The sequence below is a fragment of the Aeromonas sp. MdU4 genome (assembly GCF_041929505.1).
Classification (GTDB): domain Bacteria; phylum Pseudomonadota; class Gammaproteobacteria; order Enterobacterales; family Aeromonadaceae; genus Aeromonas.
In genome coordinates this window covers 119,148-134,809 of sequence record NZ_JBHFMW010000032.1, presented here as the reverse complement: position 1 = coordinate 134,809, position 15,662 = coordinate 119,148, and the positions used below count along the sequence as shown (strand labels likewise).

Here is a 15,662-nt window from a genome sequence, read left to right as displayed (position 1 = left end):
ATCTTTCTTAAAATAATGGTTACTGCGCTGTCGGTGTTATCAGGTCTTGGGCTTTGTCTGCGGCAAAGGCCAGTACATTCTCGAATGCCACTCGAAAGTAGAGTTCATAGCTGTGTTGTTCCACATAGCCCAGATGAGGTGTCGCCAAGACGTTGGGCAGACGCAGCAGGGGCTCGCTTTTTGGTGTCGCGGGTTCGGAAGCAAAGACATCGAGTGCTGCTCGCTTGGTCGGATGGGCGGTGAGTTCGGCATGGAGAGCACCCGGCTCGATAAGTTCGGCCCGGCTGATGTTGGCCAGCAGGGAGTCCGCTTTCATCAGGGCGAGATCGGCCCGGTGAACACAGCCGCGGGTTGCTTCGTTTAGACGCAGATGCAGTGAGAGGATATCGGCCTGACTAAAGAACGCCTCTTTGCTGGTCGCGCTGGCATAGCCATCCTGCTCTGCTTGTCTGCGCGAGGCCTCGCTGCCCCAGACCAGCACTGACATGCCAAAGGCCTGGCCGTAACCGGCCACCAGTTTACCGATTTTGCCATAACCCCAAATACCCAAGGTTAACCCCTGCAGGGTACGGCCCAAGCCAAGTGGACCAGACTGCTGCCACTCGCCATGGGTCAGGGCGCTGCAGTAGGCTGGAATATGGCGCGAGGCGGCCATGATCAGTGCCCAGCAGAGCTCGGCGGGCGCCACCGGGCTGCCGATCCCCTCGGCGATGGCTACGCCATGGCGTTGGCATAAGGCAGGGTCGAGATGCTGGCTGATCTTGCCGGTCTGGCTGATCAGTTTAAGGGTGGGAAGCTGTATCAGCAGCTGTTCGTCGATGCGGGTGCGTTCGCGGATCAGCACCAGCGCTTCCACGCCTGTCAGCTTGGCGGCAAGTTGCGCCGGATCCGGTTCGCTCTGGTTGAGAATGATGACCTCATGACCTGCCAGCAGGGCAAAGCAGGGGAGATGGCGTACCTGATCCTGATAATCATCCAGAATGGCAATCCGCATAAGAAATCCCTCTCGATAGCGTTTAGTTAGGCATCCATCTTATCGGAAACAGGTGGGCTGTGCCCTCGAATGGGTACGCTCGAGGAGTGCCGTGTTGCCTTCAAGCCTCCTCATATCGACGGTGCGCCTCAACGGAGGTGGGGTTGGCAGGCCAAAACAATCAGGGCCCCCGAACGGGAGCCCTGATGGTATGAGGTCGGCGTTAATGCTGACTGTGCTTAGCCGTGCTTGCGGCCGGAGAGGCGGCACCACTCCTCCTTGACTGCGGTCGGATCCATGTCGAACCATTGGCCGTAGATGGTTTCCAGCTCTGGCGCCTGACTCTCCAGCACGCCGGAGAGGGCCATCAGGCTGCCCGGCTTGCCGTGTCCGGCGATAAGCGGTGCCAGTTCGCGCAGCGGACCGGCCAGGATGTTGGCGACCACTACGTCCGCTTCGACATCCTGCGGCTGGTCGGCCGGCAGGTAGAGTTCGATCTGGCCCGCAACGCCGTTACGCTCGGCGTTGTCGTGACTGGCCTGAATGGCTTGCGGGTCGATGTCGATGCCGATGACGCGGGCCGCTCCCAGTTTCAGGGCGGCGATGCCGAGAATGCCGGAGCCACAACCAAAGTCGACCACGGTTTTACCGGTCAGGTCCAGACCATCCAGCCACTGCAGGCAGAGTGCGGTGGTGGGGTGGGTACCGGTACCGAAGGCCAGGCCCGGATCCAGCATGACGTTGACTGCATCTGGGTTTGGCACATCGCGCCAGCTCGGGCAGATCCAGAGGCGCTCGCCAAACTGCATGGGGTGGAAGTGATCCATCCACTCGCGTACCCAGTCCTTGTCTTCCAGCTGCTCGACCTTGTAGCCGACGTTTTCGCCGAAGATCTGCTGGAAGAAGGCGATGGTGGGGGCCGGATCGGTTTCGGCATCGAACAGACCCATCACTTCGGTCTCGCCCCAGAGCGGAGTTTCACCGGGCATGGGTTCGTAGACGGGCACATCCTTGGCATCCATAAAGGTCACAGCCTGGGCTCCACGCCCCAGCAGCATGTTGCTCACCTTGTCTGCGGTCTTGGCAGTGGCGTTGATTCGAATTTGTATCCAGGGCATGGCGTCGACTCTTCATAAATGTGAAACCGCGAGATTCTATCATCATGGGGCTGTGCTGTCGTGGTTTGCCCATGATGTGGGGGATATGGGGGATTTTGCCGGGTTGGCACGGTTCCTGTATTGCTCTATGCAGGCGAAGACGACCGGTTTTCGCTGAACGCTTTGCTCAAGTTCCGTCATCTTTCACTGCCACCCTCCTCGGGTGGCATTTTTTTATCTGTGCTTGTTTGTCCGGTAAAAACTCTGCCAGACAAAAAAGAGCAAGGTCGACACCTCGCTCAAGGACGGGCTGGCGCCGTTTTGGCGCATTCATGCGGCTGTTGGCACACCAGATGCAAAGACTAATATGTCCTGCATAAGGATATGTGTGTGATTGTTACCCCAATGTTCAGGTATTCAGGCCATTTCTCGCGAAATGGCCTCTTTTTTGGCTGGTTGCCGGACGTTGGCCTGCCACTGGCTGGCATGAGTGCCGCTGGTTGTGCCTGCTTGGGGCATCCCCTTGGGGAACTTATCCCATCATGGTGCGTTTGAGGGCTTAGTTGGCAAAGTCGCTCATGTCGATCACCAGCTTGCCGACCATGCGGCCCGCTTCCACCTCGGCGTGAGCCTGAGCCAGTGTGACCGGGGTCAGCGAGGGGATGGTTCTGGTCAGGGTGGTCTGCAATACCCCTTCATCGACCAGTGCCGCCACCCGCCCGAGCAGGCGGTGCTGTTCGATCATATCCGGAGTCTGGAACAGGGAGCGGGTGAACATGAACTCCTGGCTGAAGGTAACGCTTTTGCTCTTGAGCAAGGAGAGATCCCACGGCTCGCTTGATTCGGCGATGGTACAGATATGGCCAAACGGGCGGATCAGCCCCGCCATGGTGGCCCAGTGCTCGGCAGTGGCGTTGGTGCAGAAGATGGCATCGACCTGAGTGATGCCAAGGGCGGTCAGCTCCTCCTGCAACTTGTGGTGGCTCACGACCTGATGAGCGCCCATCTCGAGGCACCAGTCGCGACTCTCGGGGCGGGAAGCGGTAGCAATTACCTCCATGCCGGTGAGCTGGCGGGCGAGCTGGATGGCGATGGAACCCACGCCACCGGCGCCGCCGATGATCAGCAGCTTGCCACGGCTCTCGCGGCTGAGGCCAAAGCGCTCGAACAGGGTCTCCCAGGCGGTGATGGCGGTCAGCGGCAGGGCGGCGGCCTCCACATCGCTCAAGCTAGTGGGGGCGATGGCGGTGATGCGTTCATCCACCAGTTGCAGGGCGCTGTTGCTGCCCGAGCGGCTGATGTCGCCGGCATACCAGACCCGGTCGCCCGCCTTGAACAGGGTCACTTCGCTGCCGGTGGCGATCACTTCCCCCACTGCATCCCAGCCCAGCACCCGGGGAGAGCTTTCAATTTTGGCCTTGGGGGATCGCACCTTGGTATCCACCGGATTGACGGAGGTGGCGGTGACGCGCACCAGCAGATCCCGCGGGCCCGGGACGGGATCGGCCAGGTTGGCGGCGATAAAGCAGTCAGGGTGGTCGCTTGGCAGGTAGTGAGTCAGGGCAATGGCTTTCATGGTTATTCCTTTCAAATCGCTGTGTTCGGGATTGCCACTCACTCTAGTCTGGTTGATTATCAAGATTAAGGTGGGTAATCGGTAAAGACTGTTTGAATATATGAACAATGTCGATCTGGAGTTGATGGGACTGTTCGCCACCGTGGTGGAGCAGGGGAGCTTTACCCGGGCCGCCGATCTGCTTGGCATGCCCAAGTCGTCGGTGAGCCAGAAGATCTCGCGGCTCGAAGCCCAGCTCGGGGTGCGGCTGTTACAGCGCACCACCCGCAGGTTGAGCCTGACGCCGCAGGGGGAGCTCTATGTAGAGCACTGTCAGGGACTACTGGCACTGGCTCGCAGCGCCAATCTGGCGATGGCACGGCTGCGCTCGGCCCCGGCAGGTCGGGTGCGGATCACCGCTCCAGAGGCGACCGGCACCCTGCTGCTTGGCCGGATCCTCGCCGAGTTTCGCGCCCTTTACCCCGAGGTGGTGCTGGAGCTGACCCTTAGTGATGAGCAGCTCGATCTGGTGGGGGAGGGTTACGATCTGGCGCTGCGGGCGGCGCCGCTGAAAGACTCCAGCCTTATCTGTCGGCGCATCGGTCAGGTGGCACGTCATCTGGTGGCGGCACCTGCCTATCTGGCTGCCCACGGCATGCCGCAACAGCTGAGCGAGCTGGGCCGTTATGCCTGTCTGGTGCACTCGGCCATGCCGGTGTGGCCATTGCAGGAGGGGGGCTGGCGGCCGCAGGGGGCCTGTGTCAGCAACAGCTTGCTGGCACTGCGGGAGATGGCGCTAAATGACGGGGGGATTGCCTTGCTGCCCCACCATGTCTGCGAGGGGGATCTGGCTGCGGGCCGATTGCAGAAGGTGTTGCCGGATCAGCCGATTCCGGCCAACCCGTTTTACCTTATCTATCCGAGTCGGGAACATCTGGCTCCCGCCTTGCGCACCCTGATGGATTTCGTGGCCGAACGGTTGCCGTTCGCCTGAGTTACCAGCTGCTCTGGCTGGCCGACTCCTGATTGGGTTTGAGGCCAAGGGGCACCGACTGGCGCTCCGCCAGCATGCGGATCTGCCCTTCAATCAGGCTGGCGCTGGGGCCCAGCACCAGTACCAGCTGGTGGTCGTTGAGCTGGATCCAGGAGAGGCAACCCAGACCCAGCAGACGGGATTGCTCCACCAGCGAAATATCGCGCACCCGCAGGCTGAGCCGGGTGAGGCAGACGCTCATTGCTTGCAGGTTGTCCATCCCGCCGAGCACCTTGAGATACTGGATCGCCAGCATCTGCGGGTCGGAGGGGGCAACGCTGGCGAGGCGCGGGTGCTCCTTGGCGATCGGCTTGCTCGGCATGCTGAGGGGGGCGCGTTCCAGCAGCTGATAAAAGAGCAGGGTGTAGGCGACGAAGAACAGGATACCGACCGGAATAAGCCAGAAGCTGTGCTCGCCGGATTGATAGCTCAGCACCAGATCCAGCAGACCGGCGGAGAAGTAACTGCCCACCTTGATCCCCAGCCCGCTACAGACTGCCAGCGACAGCCCGGTCAGCAGAGCGTGGGCCAGAAACAGCCAGGGGGCGGTGAAGGCGAACAGAAACTCGATGGGCTCGGTGATGCCCACCAGTGCCGAGGTGAGCGCCAGGGTGAGCAGCAGCCCGCCTTGCGGCAGCCGTTGCATCCGTTGGCGGTGCAGCCAGATGGCAAAACAGGCGCCCGGCAGACCGAACATGATGATGGGGTAAAGACCGGCCACGTACCCTTCATGAAGCGGTTGTGCTGCGGCCAGCGCTTGCAGGTTGCTCTCGCCAAGGCCGATGACGCTGCCCAGCACTTGATGCAGACCGAGCGGGATCAGCAGCCGGTTCAGCACGCCGTAGCAGAATGCGCCAAACGGTGTGGTGAGCAGCTCCGAGGTGAGCAGGGTCAGTCCGCGCTCCAGTGGCGGCCAGAGCAGCGCGAGGGGAATGGCGAGCAGCAGGCAGGCCAGTGCCGATGCCAGCAGGCAGGGAAACTCCCCCTTGGCGATCTGCAGCCAGCCAGGCAGTTTCTGCTGGTGTACCCAGGGATAGATGATGGCGGTGGTGAGCCCCGCCAGCAGGCCGCAGATCATGTCGGCGTGCAGGTTGGGGGCCAGGGTATTGAACGCGGTACTGAGCAGCAGAAAGTTGACCGCCCCCGCCAGCGTCTGTCCGCCCAGCTCTTGCCGACTCAGGCCAAAGGCGATAGCTACCGCATAGATGAGCGGCATCTGGCTGAAGATCGCCTGACCGGTGAGGGAGAGCACAGCCAAATCGAGCACGTCGGGCTGCCCAAGCCGGTAGATCAACGCCGCCATCGGCAGGATGGAGACGGGCAGCAGCAGGGCATAACCGAGCCGCTGCAGGGCTTGTGTAACGACTTGTCGAGTGGCTTTAACGGGCATACAGCGGCTACTTTTTGTGACTTGGCGCACAGTTTAACCGGAAAACACCCATTTGGGGATAGTTTTGGAACCCTTCTCTTATCTTTTTATTATTTCTGCTCGAAAAGTTCCCGCACTTCTCGCGAGGGGGCTGCAGTCAGCAGGCTCACCACCACGAAGACCACCAGCGCCAGAGCAAGGCTTGGCACGATGGCATGCAGACCAGCCAGCTTGATCCCCCACTGACTCAGCACGCCATAGCTGACGATGCCGCTGACCATGCTGGCCAGTGCACCGGGGCCGTTGGCCCGCGACCAGTAGAGGCCGAGCACCAGCGGCCAAAGGAACACCGCCTGCAAGCCGCCAAAGGCGAGCAGGTTGAGCCAGATGATCATCTCGGGCGGTTGCAACGCTGCCAGTAGCACCAGGGTACCGAGGATCAGGGTGCAGAGCAGGGAGAGGCGGGGGATGCGCACCTCCAGCTTTTCTTGCTTCGGGCTGAGGTAGTTGAGGTAGAGATCCTTCACCAGAGTGGCGGAGGCCTGGATCAGCTGGGAGTCGATGGTGGACATGATGGCCGCCATCGGTGCCGCCAGAAAGACTCCGGCCAGCCAGGGGGGCAGCACCTCCATCATCAGGGAGGGCATGATCTTGTCCGGACTGTCCATGCCGGGCAGGATGGCGCGGCCCAGGGCGCCAGCCAGATGCATGCCGAACATCAGCAGGGCACTGACCACGGTGCCGATCAGAATGCCACGATGGAGTGCCTTGCTGTCGCGATAGCCAAAGCAGCGCAGTGCCGAGTGGGGCAGACCCACCACCCCGACACAGACCAGGATCCAGAAGCTCAGCATAAAGGGCTGGGTCAGCATGTCATCGGCCCCTTGCGGGCTGACCAGTTTGGGATCGATCTCCTTGAGCTGATGGATGAGGTTCGGCAGGCCGTCACCGGCGATCAGAATCCCCGCCAGCAGGGCGCCGGTGCCAATCAGCATGATGATCCCCTGCAGGGCATCGGTCATCACCACGGCACGGAAGCCGCCGATGATGGTGTAGAGCAGCACGCAGCTGGCAAACAGCATCAGCCCCTGCTGGTAGGAGAGGCCGGTGGCGGTCTCCAGCAGGCGGGCGCCGCCGATAAACTGCACCACCATGGTGGCGATAAAGGCGAGGATGATGGTGACGGAGCCGAGGATCACCACCGCCTTGCTCTGGTAGCGTGCCCACAGCATGTCGTTGATGGTCACCGCATTGACCCGGCGGGCAATGATGGCGAACTTTTTGCCCAGAACCCCGAGGGTGAGCCAGACGGTGGGCAGCTGGATCATCGCCAGCAATACCCAGCCCAGACCAATCTTGTAGGCGGCGCCCGGCCCGCCGATAAAGGAGGAGGCCGAGGTGTAGGTGGCCACCAGGGTCATCGCCAGTACCAGCCCGCCCATGCTGCGGTTGCCGATGAAGTACTCCTGCACGAAGTTGCCTTCGGCGCGATGGCGGCTGGCCCAAAAGCCGACCCCCAGCACCAGTGCCAGATAGATAAAGAGCGGCAGCATCAGCTCAAGATTCATGGGATGTCTCCTTGCTGGCAAGAGGCAGGGTATCGAGCGGGATCTCGACGAAGAGACGGCTGACCATCAGGGCGCAGAGCAGAATGAACAGCAGTGGCATCACCATGCAGCTGAGCAGGAACCACAGCGGTAGCCCCCATAACTCCAGCTGGAGCGGGATAAAATAGGCGGTGCCATACCAGGCAAAGAAGTAGAGCAGGGTCAGCAGCAGACAGAAAGCTGCTTCCCGGCGGGCGAGAGCGAAACGGTTCACCTTGGCCTCCGACAAATTGAGGGGCGCAAGGATAACAAAAAAGGGCCATGTCGCCATGGCCCTTTTTCAGCAGAAACCTCTTGTGAGGTCAGCTTCCGGTGGGATTTTGGAGTGGCAGAGTACTGCTATCCGGCCGGAAGTGATTGTTCTGCCTGCGAGATCTTATAGACCCAGCTTCTTGTGCAGGTAGTGGATATTGGTACCACCGTGCTGGAAGTTTTCGTCCTTCATGATCTCTTTTTGCAACGGTACGTTGGTCTTGATCCCTTCCACCACCAGTTCGTCCAGCGCATGGCGCATGCGGGCAATGGCGATGTCACGATTTTCGCCGTAGCAGATCAGCTTGCCGATCATCGAATCGTAGTGGGGCGGTACCTTGTAACCGGCGTATATGTGGGAGTCCCAGCGTACGCCCAGGCCACCCGGCGCGTGGAAGCGCTGCACCAGACCCGGAGAGGGCATGAAGGTGGATGGATCTTCGGCGTTGATCCGGCACTCGATGGCGTGGCCACGGATGCGGATATCCTGCTGGGTGATCGACAGGGGCTGACCGGCGGCGATGCGCAGCTGCTCCTTGATCAGATCGATACCGGTGACCATCTCGGTGACCGGATGCTCAACCTGGATACGGGTGTTCATCTCGATGAAATAGAACTCGCCGTTCTCGTACAGGAACTCGAAAGTACCCGCACCACGGTAGCCGATCTCGATACAGGCGCGTACACAGCGCTCGCCGATGAACTTGCGCATTTCGGCAGTGATGCCCGGAGCTGGCGCCTCTTCCACCACTTTCTGGTGGCGACGCTGCATGGAGCAGTCACGCTCGCCCAGATAGAGGGCGTTGCCCTGGCCGTCTGCCAACACCTGAATTTCGATGTGGCGCGGGTTCTCCAGGTACTTCTCCATGTAGACCATGTCGTTCTTGAAGAACTGGCCTGCTTCGGATTTGGTCAGGGCGATGGCACCCGCCAGCTCGGCTTCGTTGCGTACTACGCGCATGCCGCGACCACCACCGCCACCGGCGGCCTTGATGATCACCGGATAACCGATGCGCTTGGCAATGGCTGCGTTGCGTTTGGCGTCGTTGTCGACGGGGCCGTCAGAGCCCGGTACGCAAGGTACGCCCGCCTTCTTCATCGCCTCGATGGCGGAGACCTTGTCACCCATCAGGCGAATGGTCTCGGCGCGCGGGCCGATGAAGACGAAGCCTGATTTTTCGACCACTTCGGCGAAATCGGCGTTCTCGGAGAGGAAGCCGTAACCCGGGTGGATAGCCACGGCACCGGTTACCTCGGCGGCCGCGATAATGGCTGGCACATTGAGGTAGGAGTCGGTACTGGCCGGTTTGCCGATACAGATGGATTCGTCGGCCAGCAGCACATGTTTGAGCTCCCGGTCGGCGGTGGAGTGAACGGCCACTGTCTTGATCCCGAGCTCTTTACAGGCGCGCAGGATCCGCAGGGCAATTTCACCGCGGTTGGCGATGACTACTTTGTCCAACATGGGTGGCGATTTCCCTTATTCGATGATGAACAGCGGCTCGTCAAATTCGACGGCCTGACCATTTTCAACCAGGATCGCTTTGATCACACCGGCCTTGTCAGACTCGATTTGGTTCATCATTTTCATGGCTTCGACGATGCACAGGGTGTCACCGACATTGACTTGCTGACCCACTTCCACGAACGGCTTGGCTTCCGGGCTGGAGGAACGGTAGAAGGAACCAACCATCGGGGAGCGCATCAGGTGACCGCTCGGCGCAGCATCGGCAGCCGGGGCCGCAGCAACCGGGGCGGCAGATGCGACAACCGGAGCGGCTTGCTGCATCATCATCTGCGGCATGGCGGTGGTCACCTGACCGGAGAAGTTGCGGCTGATGCGAACAGACTCTTCACCTTCGGAGATCTCCAGTTCGGCGATGCCGGACTCTTCAACCAGTTCAATCAGCTTCTTGATTTTGCGGATATCCATTAGCATTCTCTTTCTTCTTTATCTGATCAGTGATTATCAAGCCGCGCGCAGATGGTGCGCGGCCGCGGTTAAAGCGAATTGGTAGCCATCGGCCCCCAGACCACAAATGACCCCTTTGGCGACATCAGACAGATAGGAGTGATGACGGAACGGCTCCCTGGCATGGACGTTTGACAGGTGAACCTCGATAAAAGGGATGGCAACGCCCAGCAGCGCATCGCGAATGGCGACACTGGTGTGGGTGAAGGCGGCTGGATTGATGATGATAAAATCCACCTGGCCCATGGCCTGATGGATGCGGCTGACCAACTCATGTTCGGCGTTGGATTGCAGATGTTCCAGAGTGACACCGAGTTCGCTGGCGTTAAGCTTCAGATCGGCGACGATCTCATCAAGCGTCTTGCTGCCGTAGATACCCGGTTCCCGTTTGCCCAGCAGATTCAGGTTTGGTCCGTTGAGCAGGAGAATTCGGTGATTTTGCGACATATTGAGTGCATCCTCGATGATAATGCTGCTATCTGTCAGCTATCTTGTGGACTACCAGAAATCTAGCCATTTTCTGCGCAAATCGGTGTGCCCTGGCACACAGATTTCGCAATTATATTGATTTCGTGAAAATTAGCAGCATTTTACTGGTCTAATCTCTACATCTGGCTATTTATTGAGCTCTTCGGCCCTGGGCGTCCAGCGTCTGCAGCGCAGGCCGTTGGCACTGCTGCAGAGACAACAAAGCCGGCACGAGGCCGGCTTTGAACGTGAGTTGGCAGGCGATCAGGCTGCTTCCGACTTCTCGCGGATCAGCTTGTCCACCACCCCCGGATCCGCCAGGGTGGAGATATCCCCCAGACTGTCGGTCTCGCCGGTGGCGATCTTGCGCAGAATTCGCCGCATGATCTTGCCTGAACGGGTTTTCGGCAGCCCCTCGGCCCAGTGGATCACGTCCGGCGTGGCGATGGCGCCGATCTCCTTGCGCACCCACTCCTTCACCTCTTTGTGCAGCTCTCGGCTCGGCTCTTCCCCGGCGATCAGGGTGACATAGGCGTAGATGCCCTGACCCTTGATCTCGTGCGGTACCCCCACCACCGCCGCTTCGGCGATCTTGGGATGGGCCACCAGCGCCGATTCAATTTCGGCGGTACCCATGCGGTGGCCGGAGACGTTCAGTACATCATCCACCCGTCCGGTGATCCAGTAGTAGCCATCAGCATCGCGACGAGCACCGTCGCCAGTGAAGTAGCGACCCGGGAAGGTGGAGAAGTAGGTCTGCTCGAAGCGCTCGTGATCGCCGAACACTGTGCGCATCTGACCCGGCCAGGAGTCGGTGATCACCAGGTTACCCTCGGTAGCTCCCTCCAGCGGTTCGCCCATGTTGTCGACCAGTGCAGGCTGTACGCCGAAGAACGGCTTGGTGGCGGAGCCGGGCTTGAGGTCGGTGACTCCGGGCAGCGGGGTGATGAGGATGCCGCCAGTCTCGGTCTGCCACCAGGTATCGACGATGGGGCAGCGCTCGTCGCCAATGGTACGGTAGTACCACTCCCAGGCTTCCGGGTTGATGGGTTCACCCACTGACCCCATGATGCGCAGGCTCTGGCGCGAGGTGCCGATGACCGCTTCATTGCCCTTGGCCATCAGGGCGCGGATGGCGGTCGGTGCGGTATAGAGGATGGTGACCTGATGCTTGTCCACCACCTGGCTCATGCGGTTGGTGGCCGGGTAGTTGGGCACCCCTTCGAACATGATGGTGGTGGCACCGTTGGCAAGCGGCCCGTAGACCAGATAGGAGTGACCGGTGACCCAGCCCACGTCGGCGGTACACCAGTAGATGTCCTCTTCGTGGTAGTCGAACACATATTTGAAGGTAAGGGTGGCGTAGACCAGATAGCCACCGGTGGTGTGCAGCACCCCTTTGGGTTTGCCGGTGGAGCCGGAGGTATAGAGGATAAAGAGCGGATCTTCGGCATTCATCGCCTCGGGCGGGCAGTCGCTGCTGACGGCAGCGGTCGCTTCGTGCCACCAGATGTCGCGGTGGTTGTGCCAGGCGACATTGCCACCGGTGCGTTTGAGCACGATCACCTTGTTGACCTGGGTATCCGGGTTGGTGAGCGCTTCATCCACGTTCTTCTTGAGCGGTACAGGACGGCCGCCACGGAGCCCCTCGTCGGCAGTGATCACGATGCGGGCACCGGAGTCGATGATGCGACCGGCCAACGCTTCCGGCGAGAAGCCGCCGAACACTATGCTGTGTACCGCGCCGATGCGGGTGCAAGCCAGCATGGCGACGGCTGCCTCGGGCACCATGGGCATATAGAGGCAGACCACATCGCCGCGGTGCACCCCCTGAGTTTTCAATACGTTGGCAAATTTGCACACTTCGGCGTGCAACTCGCGGTAAGTGAGTTTGCGATCTTCGGCGGGGTTGTCCCCTTCCCAGATGATGGCAACCTTGTCGCCCCGTTCGGCGAGATGGCGATCGAGGCAGTTGGCGGAGACGTTGAGCTGGCCGTCTTCATACCATTTGATGGAGACGTGGCCCGGATCATAGGAGGTGTTCTTGACCCTGGTGTAGGGCTTCATCCAGTCGAGGATTTTCCCCTGCTCACCCCAGAATGTATCGGGATCCTCGATGGAGGCTTGATACATGGCTGCATAGTCGCCCTTGTCGAGCAGGGCACTGTTGCTGATATGGGGTTTGACCGGGTAGACCTTGCTCTCGCTCATTACTCACTCCTTTGAATACATTCTTTTAATGATTAAGTAACAACTTATACCTTTGGCGGGTGGGGGCAATTAGACTTTTGGATAGACGGCAACATTCGGGTTACTGCGCCAAGGGTGACAAACTCGTTCAGTTTGGTTAAAAAGGCCTTTTGCACGATGGAGATGCCGATGCTTTCTCTTTTACTGAGCGCCTCTCTCTGGCCGTTTGACGCACCGCTCCCTGCGGAGCGGTTCGAAAAAGAGTTTGTGATTACCCATGAAGAGGCACCGCCCTCATTGCGCGAGCAGGTGGCCAGCCAGCTTGAATCCTCATTGCTGGAGCAGAAACCGGGGGCCCGTCTCTCTTTCAGCGAACCAGGCAGCCGTTATCCGGAAAACTCTCCCCTTGCTCGCATGCTCAACGAGCGTGATGACGGGAGCATGGCAGCACTGACTCTGGGTAAGTAAATCGAGCGTTTTGCCCGATTGCTTACCACCTGATCTTGTTGAGTCCGGGCGGCTATTGCATTGACTCGCGATGATGCAGGTGTTCATGCATCCGCTCGACCTGCAGTGGTTTACTGAACAGGTATCCCTGTCCTTCGCCACAGTTGAGGGACTGCAGGAAATGTTGCTGTTCCCAGGTTTCGATTCCTTCCGCGGTGACCTCCATTCCCAGACTGTCAGCAAGATTGATGATGGTGCGGCATAGCTCCCGACTATTTTTGTCTTCTGGTAGTGCCTGCACGAAAGCGCGGTCGATCTTGATGCGATCGATGGGCAAGGTCTTGAGCAGACTCAGGGAGGAGAAGCCGGTGCCAAAGTCGTCGATGGCAATTTGTACTCCCAGATTTTTCAGGCGAGTAAAGAGCTCCAGACTCTGATCGACCCGCTGGATGATGCTCTCCGTTACTTCGATCTCCAGCCGCTCTGGTGGAAATCCCGTCTCGGTCAGAATGGTGGCAACCCGCTCTACATAGCCGGGAGAGCGCATCTCCCGCACTGATACGTTGACCGACAAGCGGGGCACCGGTAGCCCTGCGGCCAGCCAGAACTGCCCTTGCTCACAGGCGTTACGCATCACCCACCCCCCGATTTTTTCGATCAGACCGCACTCTTCCGCGACCGGGATGAATCGAGTCGGGGCGATGATCCCCTCATTCGGGTGTTGCCAGCGTACCAGTGCTTCCAGCCCGCTCAGGTCGCCATTGGCAAGATTGGTCATGGGTTGATAGAAGATGCAGAGCTGTTCCTGCTCCAGAGCCTTGAGCAACCCCTGTTCGATATGCATCCGTTCACGGGCGCTGGCTGCCATGCTCGGGCTATAAAACTGATAACCGTTGCGCCCCTGGCTTTTGGCTTCATACATGGCGCTGTCTGCGGCGCTGATCAAGGTTTCAGGGGTGTCGGCATGATCCGGATAGATGGCGATGCCGATGCTGGCTGAGATGGCGACCAGATCGTGGGCAAGCTCCACCGGCTCACGCAAGATAGTGAGCAGGGTGCTGGCGAGTTTCGCCAGCTCGTCAGGTTGCTCCAGATAGGGGATCAGCACCAGAAACTCGTCGCCGCCAAGGCGTGTGGCCAGGTCATTGTGCTGCAGGCAGCAACGGATCCGCTCGGCCAGTCGTTTTAGCAGTTGGTCGCCAACGCTGTGGCCCAGGCTGTCATTAATCAGCTTGAAACCATCCAGATCGATAAAGAGCAGCCCTAGCTGCTTGTGATTGAGTTTTGCGGTCTTCAACTCCAGGGTGAGCCGCTCCTGCAGGAGGTGGCGGTTGCCCAACTCGGTCAGGGGGTCGTGATAGGCGAGATGGTTCAGCTCCGCTTCGACCTTGCGGATGGCACTGATGTCGGAGAGGGCAATCACATAGTGGGTGGTGTTGTTGAAGTTGTCATACACCGCGCTGATTTGCTGCCAGGAGGAGAAGTAGCTGCCGTCCTTGCGCAGGCAGACCATTTCACCGTGCCAGGCGTTGTTGCCGGGGCGCAGGTGGTGCCAAGGATAGTCGAGCTCAGTGTAACGTTTCGGGTGCATGATGATATCCGGTGTCCGTCCTATCACCTCTTCAGCATCATATTGGGTCAGCATGGTGAAGGCCGGGTTGACCGAGAGAATGTGGTGCTCGCTGTCGAGAATGATGATCCCCTCGGCGGTGGTGTCGAAGACCACGTTGGCCTGATGGAGTCGCTCCTCCTGGCGGCGGCGGGCGGTGGCATTGTGGATCACCCCCATGACTCTATGGCCAACGGATTCTGTGGCGGGCACATGGTCGGCATGGATATCGACCCAGTGGCGCTCCTTGAGGCTGGTCATGTAACTCAGGGTGAGGTGGATGGGGTCAAAACCCTGCAAGGCAGCCTTGAGCTGGTCGCCTGAAGCCGGTTCAAAACAGTCGATGAAGGTCTGAATGCCACCGTGGAACAGGTGAGCCTGGATACCCAGCAGTGGCTCAATCTGACCGTCGAACAGTAATCTGTCCTCTTTGACGTGCCACTCCCACACACCAATTTGTGCCGCCCGCATGGCCAACTGCAGCCGTTGCTCGGTTTCGTACTGTTCGGTGATATCCCGCACGATAGCGAGGATGCCGCTGAGCTCCCCCTTGTCATCACGCATCGGACTGTAGGTAGCCTGAAAGCGTCGGGAGCTGCTGTCGTACGCCGCCGTTTGGCCCGTGATGGCGATATCCACGTAGGGAATGCCGCTGCGCATTATCTGCTGGAACATGGGTTCCAGAGTGGGGGCCAGTTTGGGCACGACCTCGCTGAGGTGTTTGCCCTGATGCTCTTCTATGGTCTTGCCGTTGATGTCAGCCAGCACCTGATTGACCTTGCGGTAGCGAAAGTCGCGGTCAAATACGCCGATCCCCAGGGGCGCGTTATCCATCAGCTGTTCCAGAACCGAGTGATCTGACAGCTGTGTCAATAGTGTCTCGGCGTCAAAGGGTTTCCCATCCATGATGACCTCGGCATTGATTGATTTATCACTTGCGTCGGTTTTTAGTATGGCACGAACGGTTTTAAGGGCGTTTCAATCAAGCTATCTCGTTGTTATAAAACATAGATTGCGTGATAAAGCAGGCTTGAATGTGGCGAGAGGCAAATAGGATGGGCAATCATGGGGGAGCGATTGCCCATCAAGA

13 protein-coding genes are annotated in these 15,662 nt (G+C 59.5%); 2 read left to right on the top strand and 11 right to left on the bottom strand.

Features of this window, described 5'->3' with window-relative positions; all coding sequences use genetic code 11:
- Window positions 1-19 precede the first annotated feature (19 nt).
- From ACE1BR_RS19690 to ACE1BR_RS19680, 3 genes are all read right to left on the bottom strand, one after another.
- A complete protein-coding gene (locus tag ACE1BR_RS19690) occupies window positions 20-994 on the bottom strand; it encodes a D-2-hydroxyacid dehydrogenase family protein (RefSeq protein ID WP_374873259.1) in 975 nt (324 codons plus the stop codon).
- Between the two features lie 218 nt (window positions 995-1,212).
- Window positions 1,213-2,091, bottom strand: a complete 879-nt coding sequence (gene prmA / locus ACE1BR_RS19685) for a 50S ribosomal protein L11 methyltransferase (RefSeq protein WP_374873257.1) — start codon at window positions 2,089-2,091, stop codon at window positions 1,213-1,215.
- Window positions 2,092-2,629: 538 nt separating this feature from the next.
- Window positions 2,630-3,646 (bottom strand): zinc-binding alcohol dehydrogenase family protein, encoded by a 1,017-nt coding sequence (locus ACE1BR_RS19680; RefSeq protein WP_374873255.1) that lies wholly within the window; start codon window positions 3,644-3,646, stop codon window positions 2,630-2,632.
- A gap of 100 nt (window positions 3,647-3,746) precedes the next feature.
- On the opposite strand from ACE1BR_RS19680, the gene ACE1BR_RS19675 reads away from it, so the two are divergent.
- Window positions 3,747-4,619, top strand: a complete 873-nt coding sequence (locus ACE1BR_RS19675) for a LysR family transcriptional regulator (protein WP_374873253.1) — start codon at window positions 3,747-3,749, stop codon at window positions 4,617-4,619.
- 1 nt (window position 4,620) lies between these two features.
- Here ACE1BR_RS19675 and ACE1BR_RS19670 read toward each other — a convergent pair whose 3' ends face one another.
- The 7 genes from ACE1BR_RS19670 to acs form a co-directional block, all read right to left on the bottom strand.
- Entirely contained in the window at window positions 4,621-6,048 is a 1,428-nt protein-coding gene (locus tag ACE1BR_RS19670; RefSeq protein WP_374873251.1) for a PTS transporter subunit EIIC, read from the bottom strand.
- A gap of 89 nt (window positions 6,049-6,137) precedes the next feature.
- Window positions 6,138-7,595 (bottom strand): sodium/pantothenate symporter, encoded by a 1,458-nt coding sequence (gene panF, locus ACE1BR_RS19665; protein ID WP_374873249.1) that lies wholly within the window; start codon window positions 7,593-7,595, stop codon window positions 6,138-6,140.
- Window positions 7,585-7,848: a YhdT family protein gene (locus ACE1BR_RS19660; RefSeq protein WP_374873247.1), complete on the bottom strand. Its 264-nt coding sequence runs from the start codon at window positions 7,846-7,848 to the stop codon at window positions 7,585-7,587. The genes panF and ACE1BR_RS19660 overlap by 11 nt, the downstream gene beginning before the upstream one ends.
- 162 nt (window positions 7,849-8,010) lie before the next feature.
- On the bottom strand, window positions 8,011-9,351 hold the full coding sequence (gene accC, locus ACE1BR_RS19655) for an acetyl-CoA carboxylase biotin carboxylase subunit (RefSeq protein WP_374873245.1): 1,341 nt from the start codon (window positions 9,349-9,351) through the stop codon (window positions 8,011-8,013).
- Window positions 9,352-9,366: 15 nt separating this feature from the next.
- A complete protein-coding gene (gene accB, locus ACE1BR_RS19650; RefSeq protein WP_374873243.1) occupies window positions 9,367-9,819 on the bottom strand; it encodes an acetyl-CoA carboxylase biotin carboxyl carrier protein in 453 nt (150 codons plus the stop codon).
- A gap of 36 nt (window positions 9,820-9,855) precedes the next feature.
- Window positions 9,856-10,305, bottom strand: coding sequence for a type II 3-dehydroquinate dehydratase (aroQ, locus tag ACE1BR_RS19645; protein ID WP_374873242.1), 450 nt, complete (start codon window positions 10,303-10,305; stop codon window positions 9,856-9,858).
- A gap of 285 nt (window positions 10,306-10,590) precedes the next feature.
- The gene (gene acs / locus ACE1BR_RS19640; RefSeq protein WP_374873240.1) at window positions 10,591-12,537 is read right to left on the bottom strand and encodes an acetate--CoA ligase; all 1,947 of its coding nucleotides are present in this window, start codon (window positions 12,535-12,537) and stop codon (window positions 10,591-10,593) included.
- Between the two features lie 168 nt (window positions 12,538-12,705).
- Between acs and ACE1BR_RS19635 the strand changes: the two genes are divergently transcribed.
- Complete coding sequence (locus ACE1BR_RS19635; protein WP_374873238.1) at window positions 12,706-12,984, top strand: hypothetical protein; 279 nt, start codon at window positions 12,706-12,708, stop codon at window positions 12,982-12,984.
- 52 nt (window positions 12,985-13,036) lie between these two features.
- Here the strand turns inward: ACE1BR_RS19635 and ACE1BR_RS19630 are convergent, their stop codons facing one another.
- Entirely contained in the window at window positions 13,037-15,478 is a 2,442-nt protein-coding gene (locus tag ACE1BR_RS19630) for an EAL domain-containing protein (protein WP_374873236.1), read from the bottom strand.
- Window positions 15,479-15,662 lie beyond the last annotated feature (184 nt).

What these genes read in the sequence shown, in the direction of transcription:
- ACE1BR_RS19690 (WP_374873259.1), bottom strand. Translation starts at nt 994, where the DNA reads ATGCGGATTGCCATTCTGGATGATTATCAGGATCAGGTACGCCATCTC.
- prmA (WP_374873257.1), bottom strand. Translation starts at nt 2,091, where the DNA reads ATGCCCTGGATACAAATTCGAATCAACGCCACTGCCAAGACCGCAGAC.
- ACE1BR_RS19680 (WP_374873255.1), bottom strand. Translation starts at nt 3,646, where the DNA reads ATGAAAGCCATTGCCCTGACTCACTACCTGCCAAGCGACCACCCTGAC.
- ACE1BR_RS19675 (WP_374873253.1), top strand. Translation starts at nt 3,747, where the DNA reads ATGAACAATGTCGATCTGGAGTTGATGGGACTGTTCGCCACCGTGGTG.
- ACE1BR_RS19670 (WP_374873251.1), bottom strand. Translation starts at nt 6,048, where the DNA reads ATGCCCGTTAAAGCCACTCGACAAGTCGTTACACAAGCCCTGCAGCGG.
- panF (WP_374873249.1), bottom strand. Translation starts at nt 7,595, where the DNA reads ATGAATCTTGAGCTGATGCTGCCGCTCTTTATCTATCTGGCACTGGTG.
- accC (WP_374873245.1), bottom strand. Translation starts at nt 9,351, where the DNA reads ATGTTGGACAAAGTAGTCATCGCCAACCGCGGTGAAATTGCCCTGCGG.
- accB (WP_374873243.1), bottom strand. Translation starts at nt 9,819, where the DNA reads ATGGATATCCGCAAAATCAAGAAGCTGATTGAACTGGTTGAAGAGTCC.
- aroQ (WP_374873242.1), bottom strand. Translation starts at nt 10,305, where the DNA reads ATGTCGCAAAATCACCGAATTCTCCTGCTCAACGGACCAAACCTGAAT.
- acs (WP_374873240.1), bottom strand. Translation starts at nt 12,537, where the DNA reads ATGAGCGAGAGCAAGGTCTACCCGGTCAAACCCCATATCAGCAACAGT.
- ACE1BR_RS19635 (WP_374873238.1), top strand. Translation starts at nt 12,706, where the DNA reads ATGCTTTCTCTTTTACTGAGCGCCTCTCTCTGGCCGTTTGACGCACCG.
- ACE1BR_RS19630 (WP_374873236.1), bottom strand. Translation starts at nt 15,478, where the DNA reads ATGGATGGGAAACCCTTTGACGCCGAGACACTATTGACACAGCTGTCA.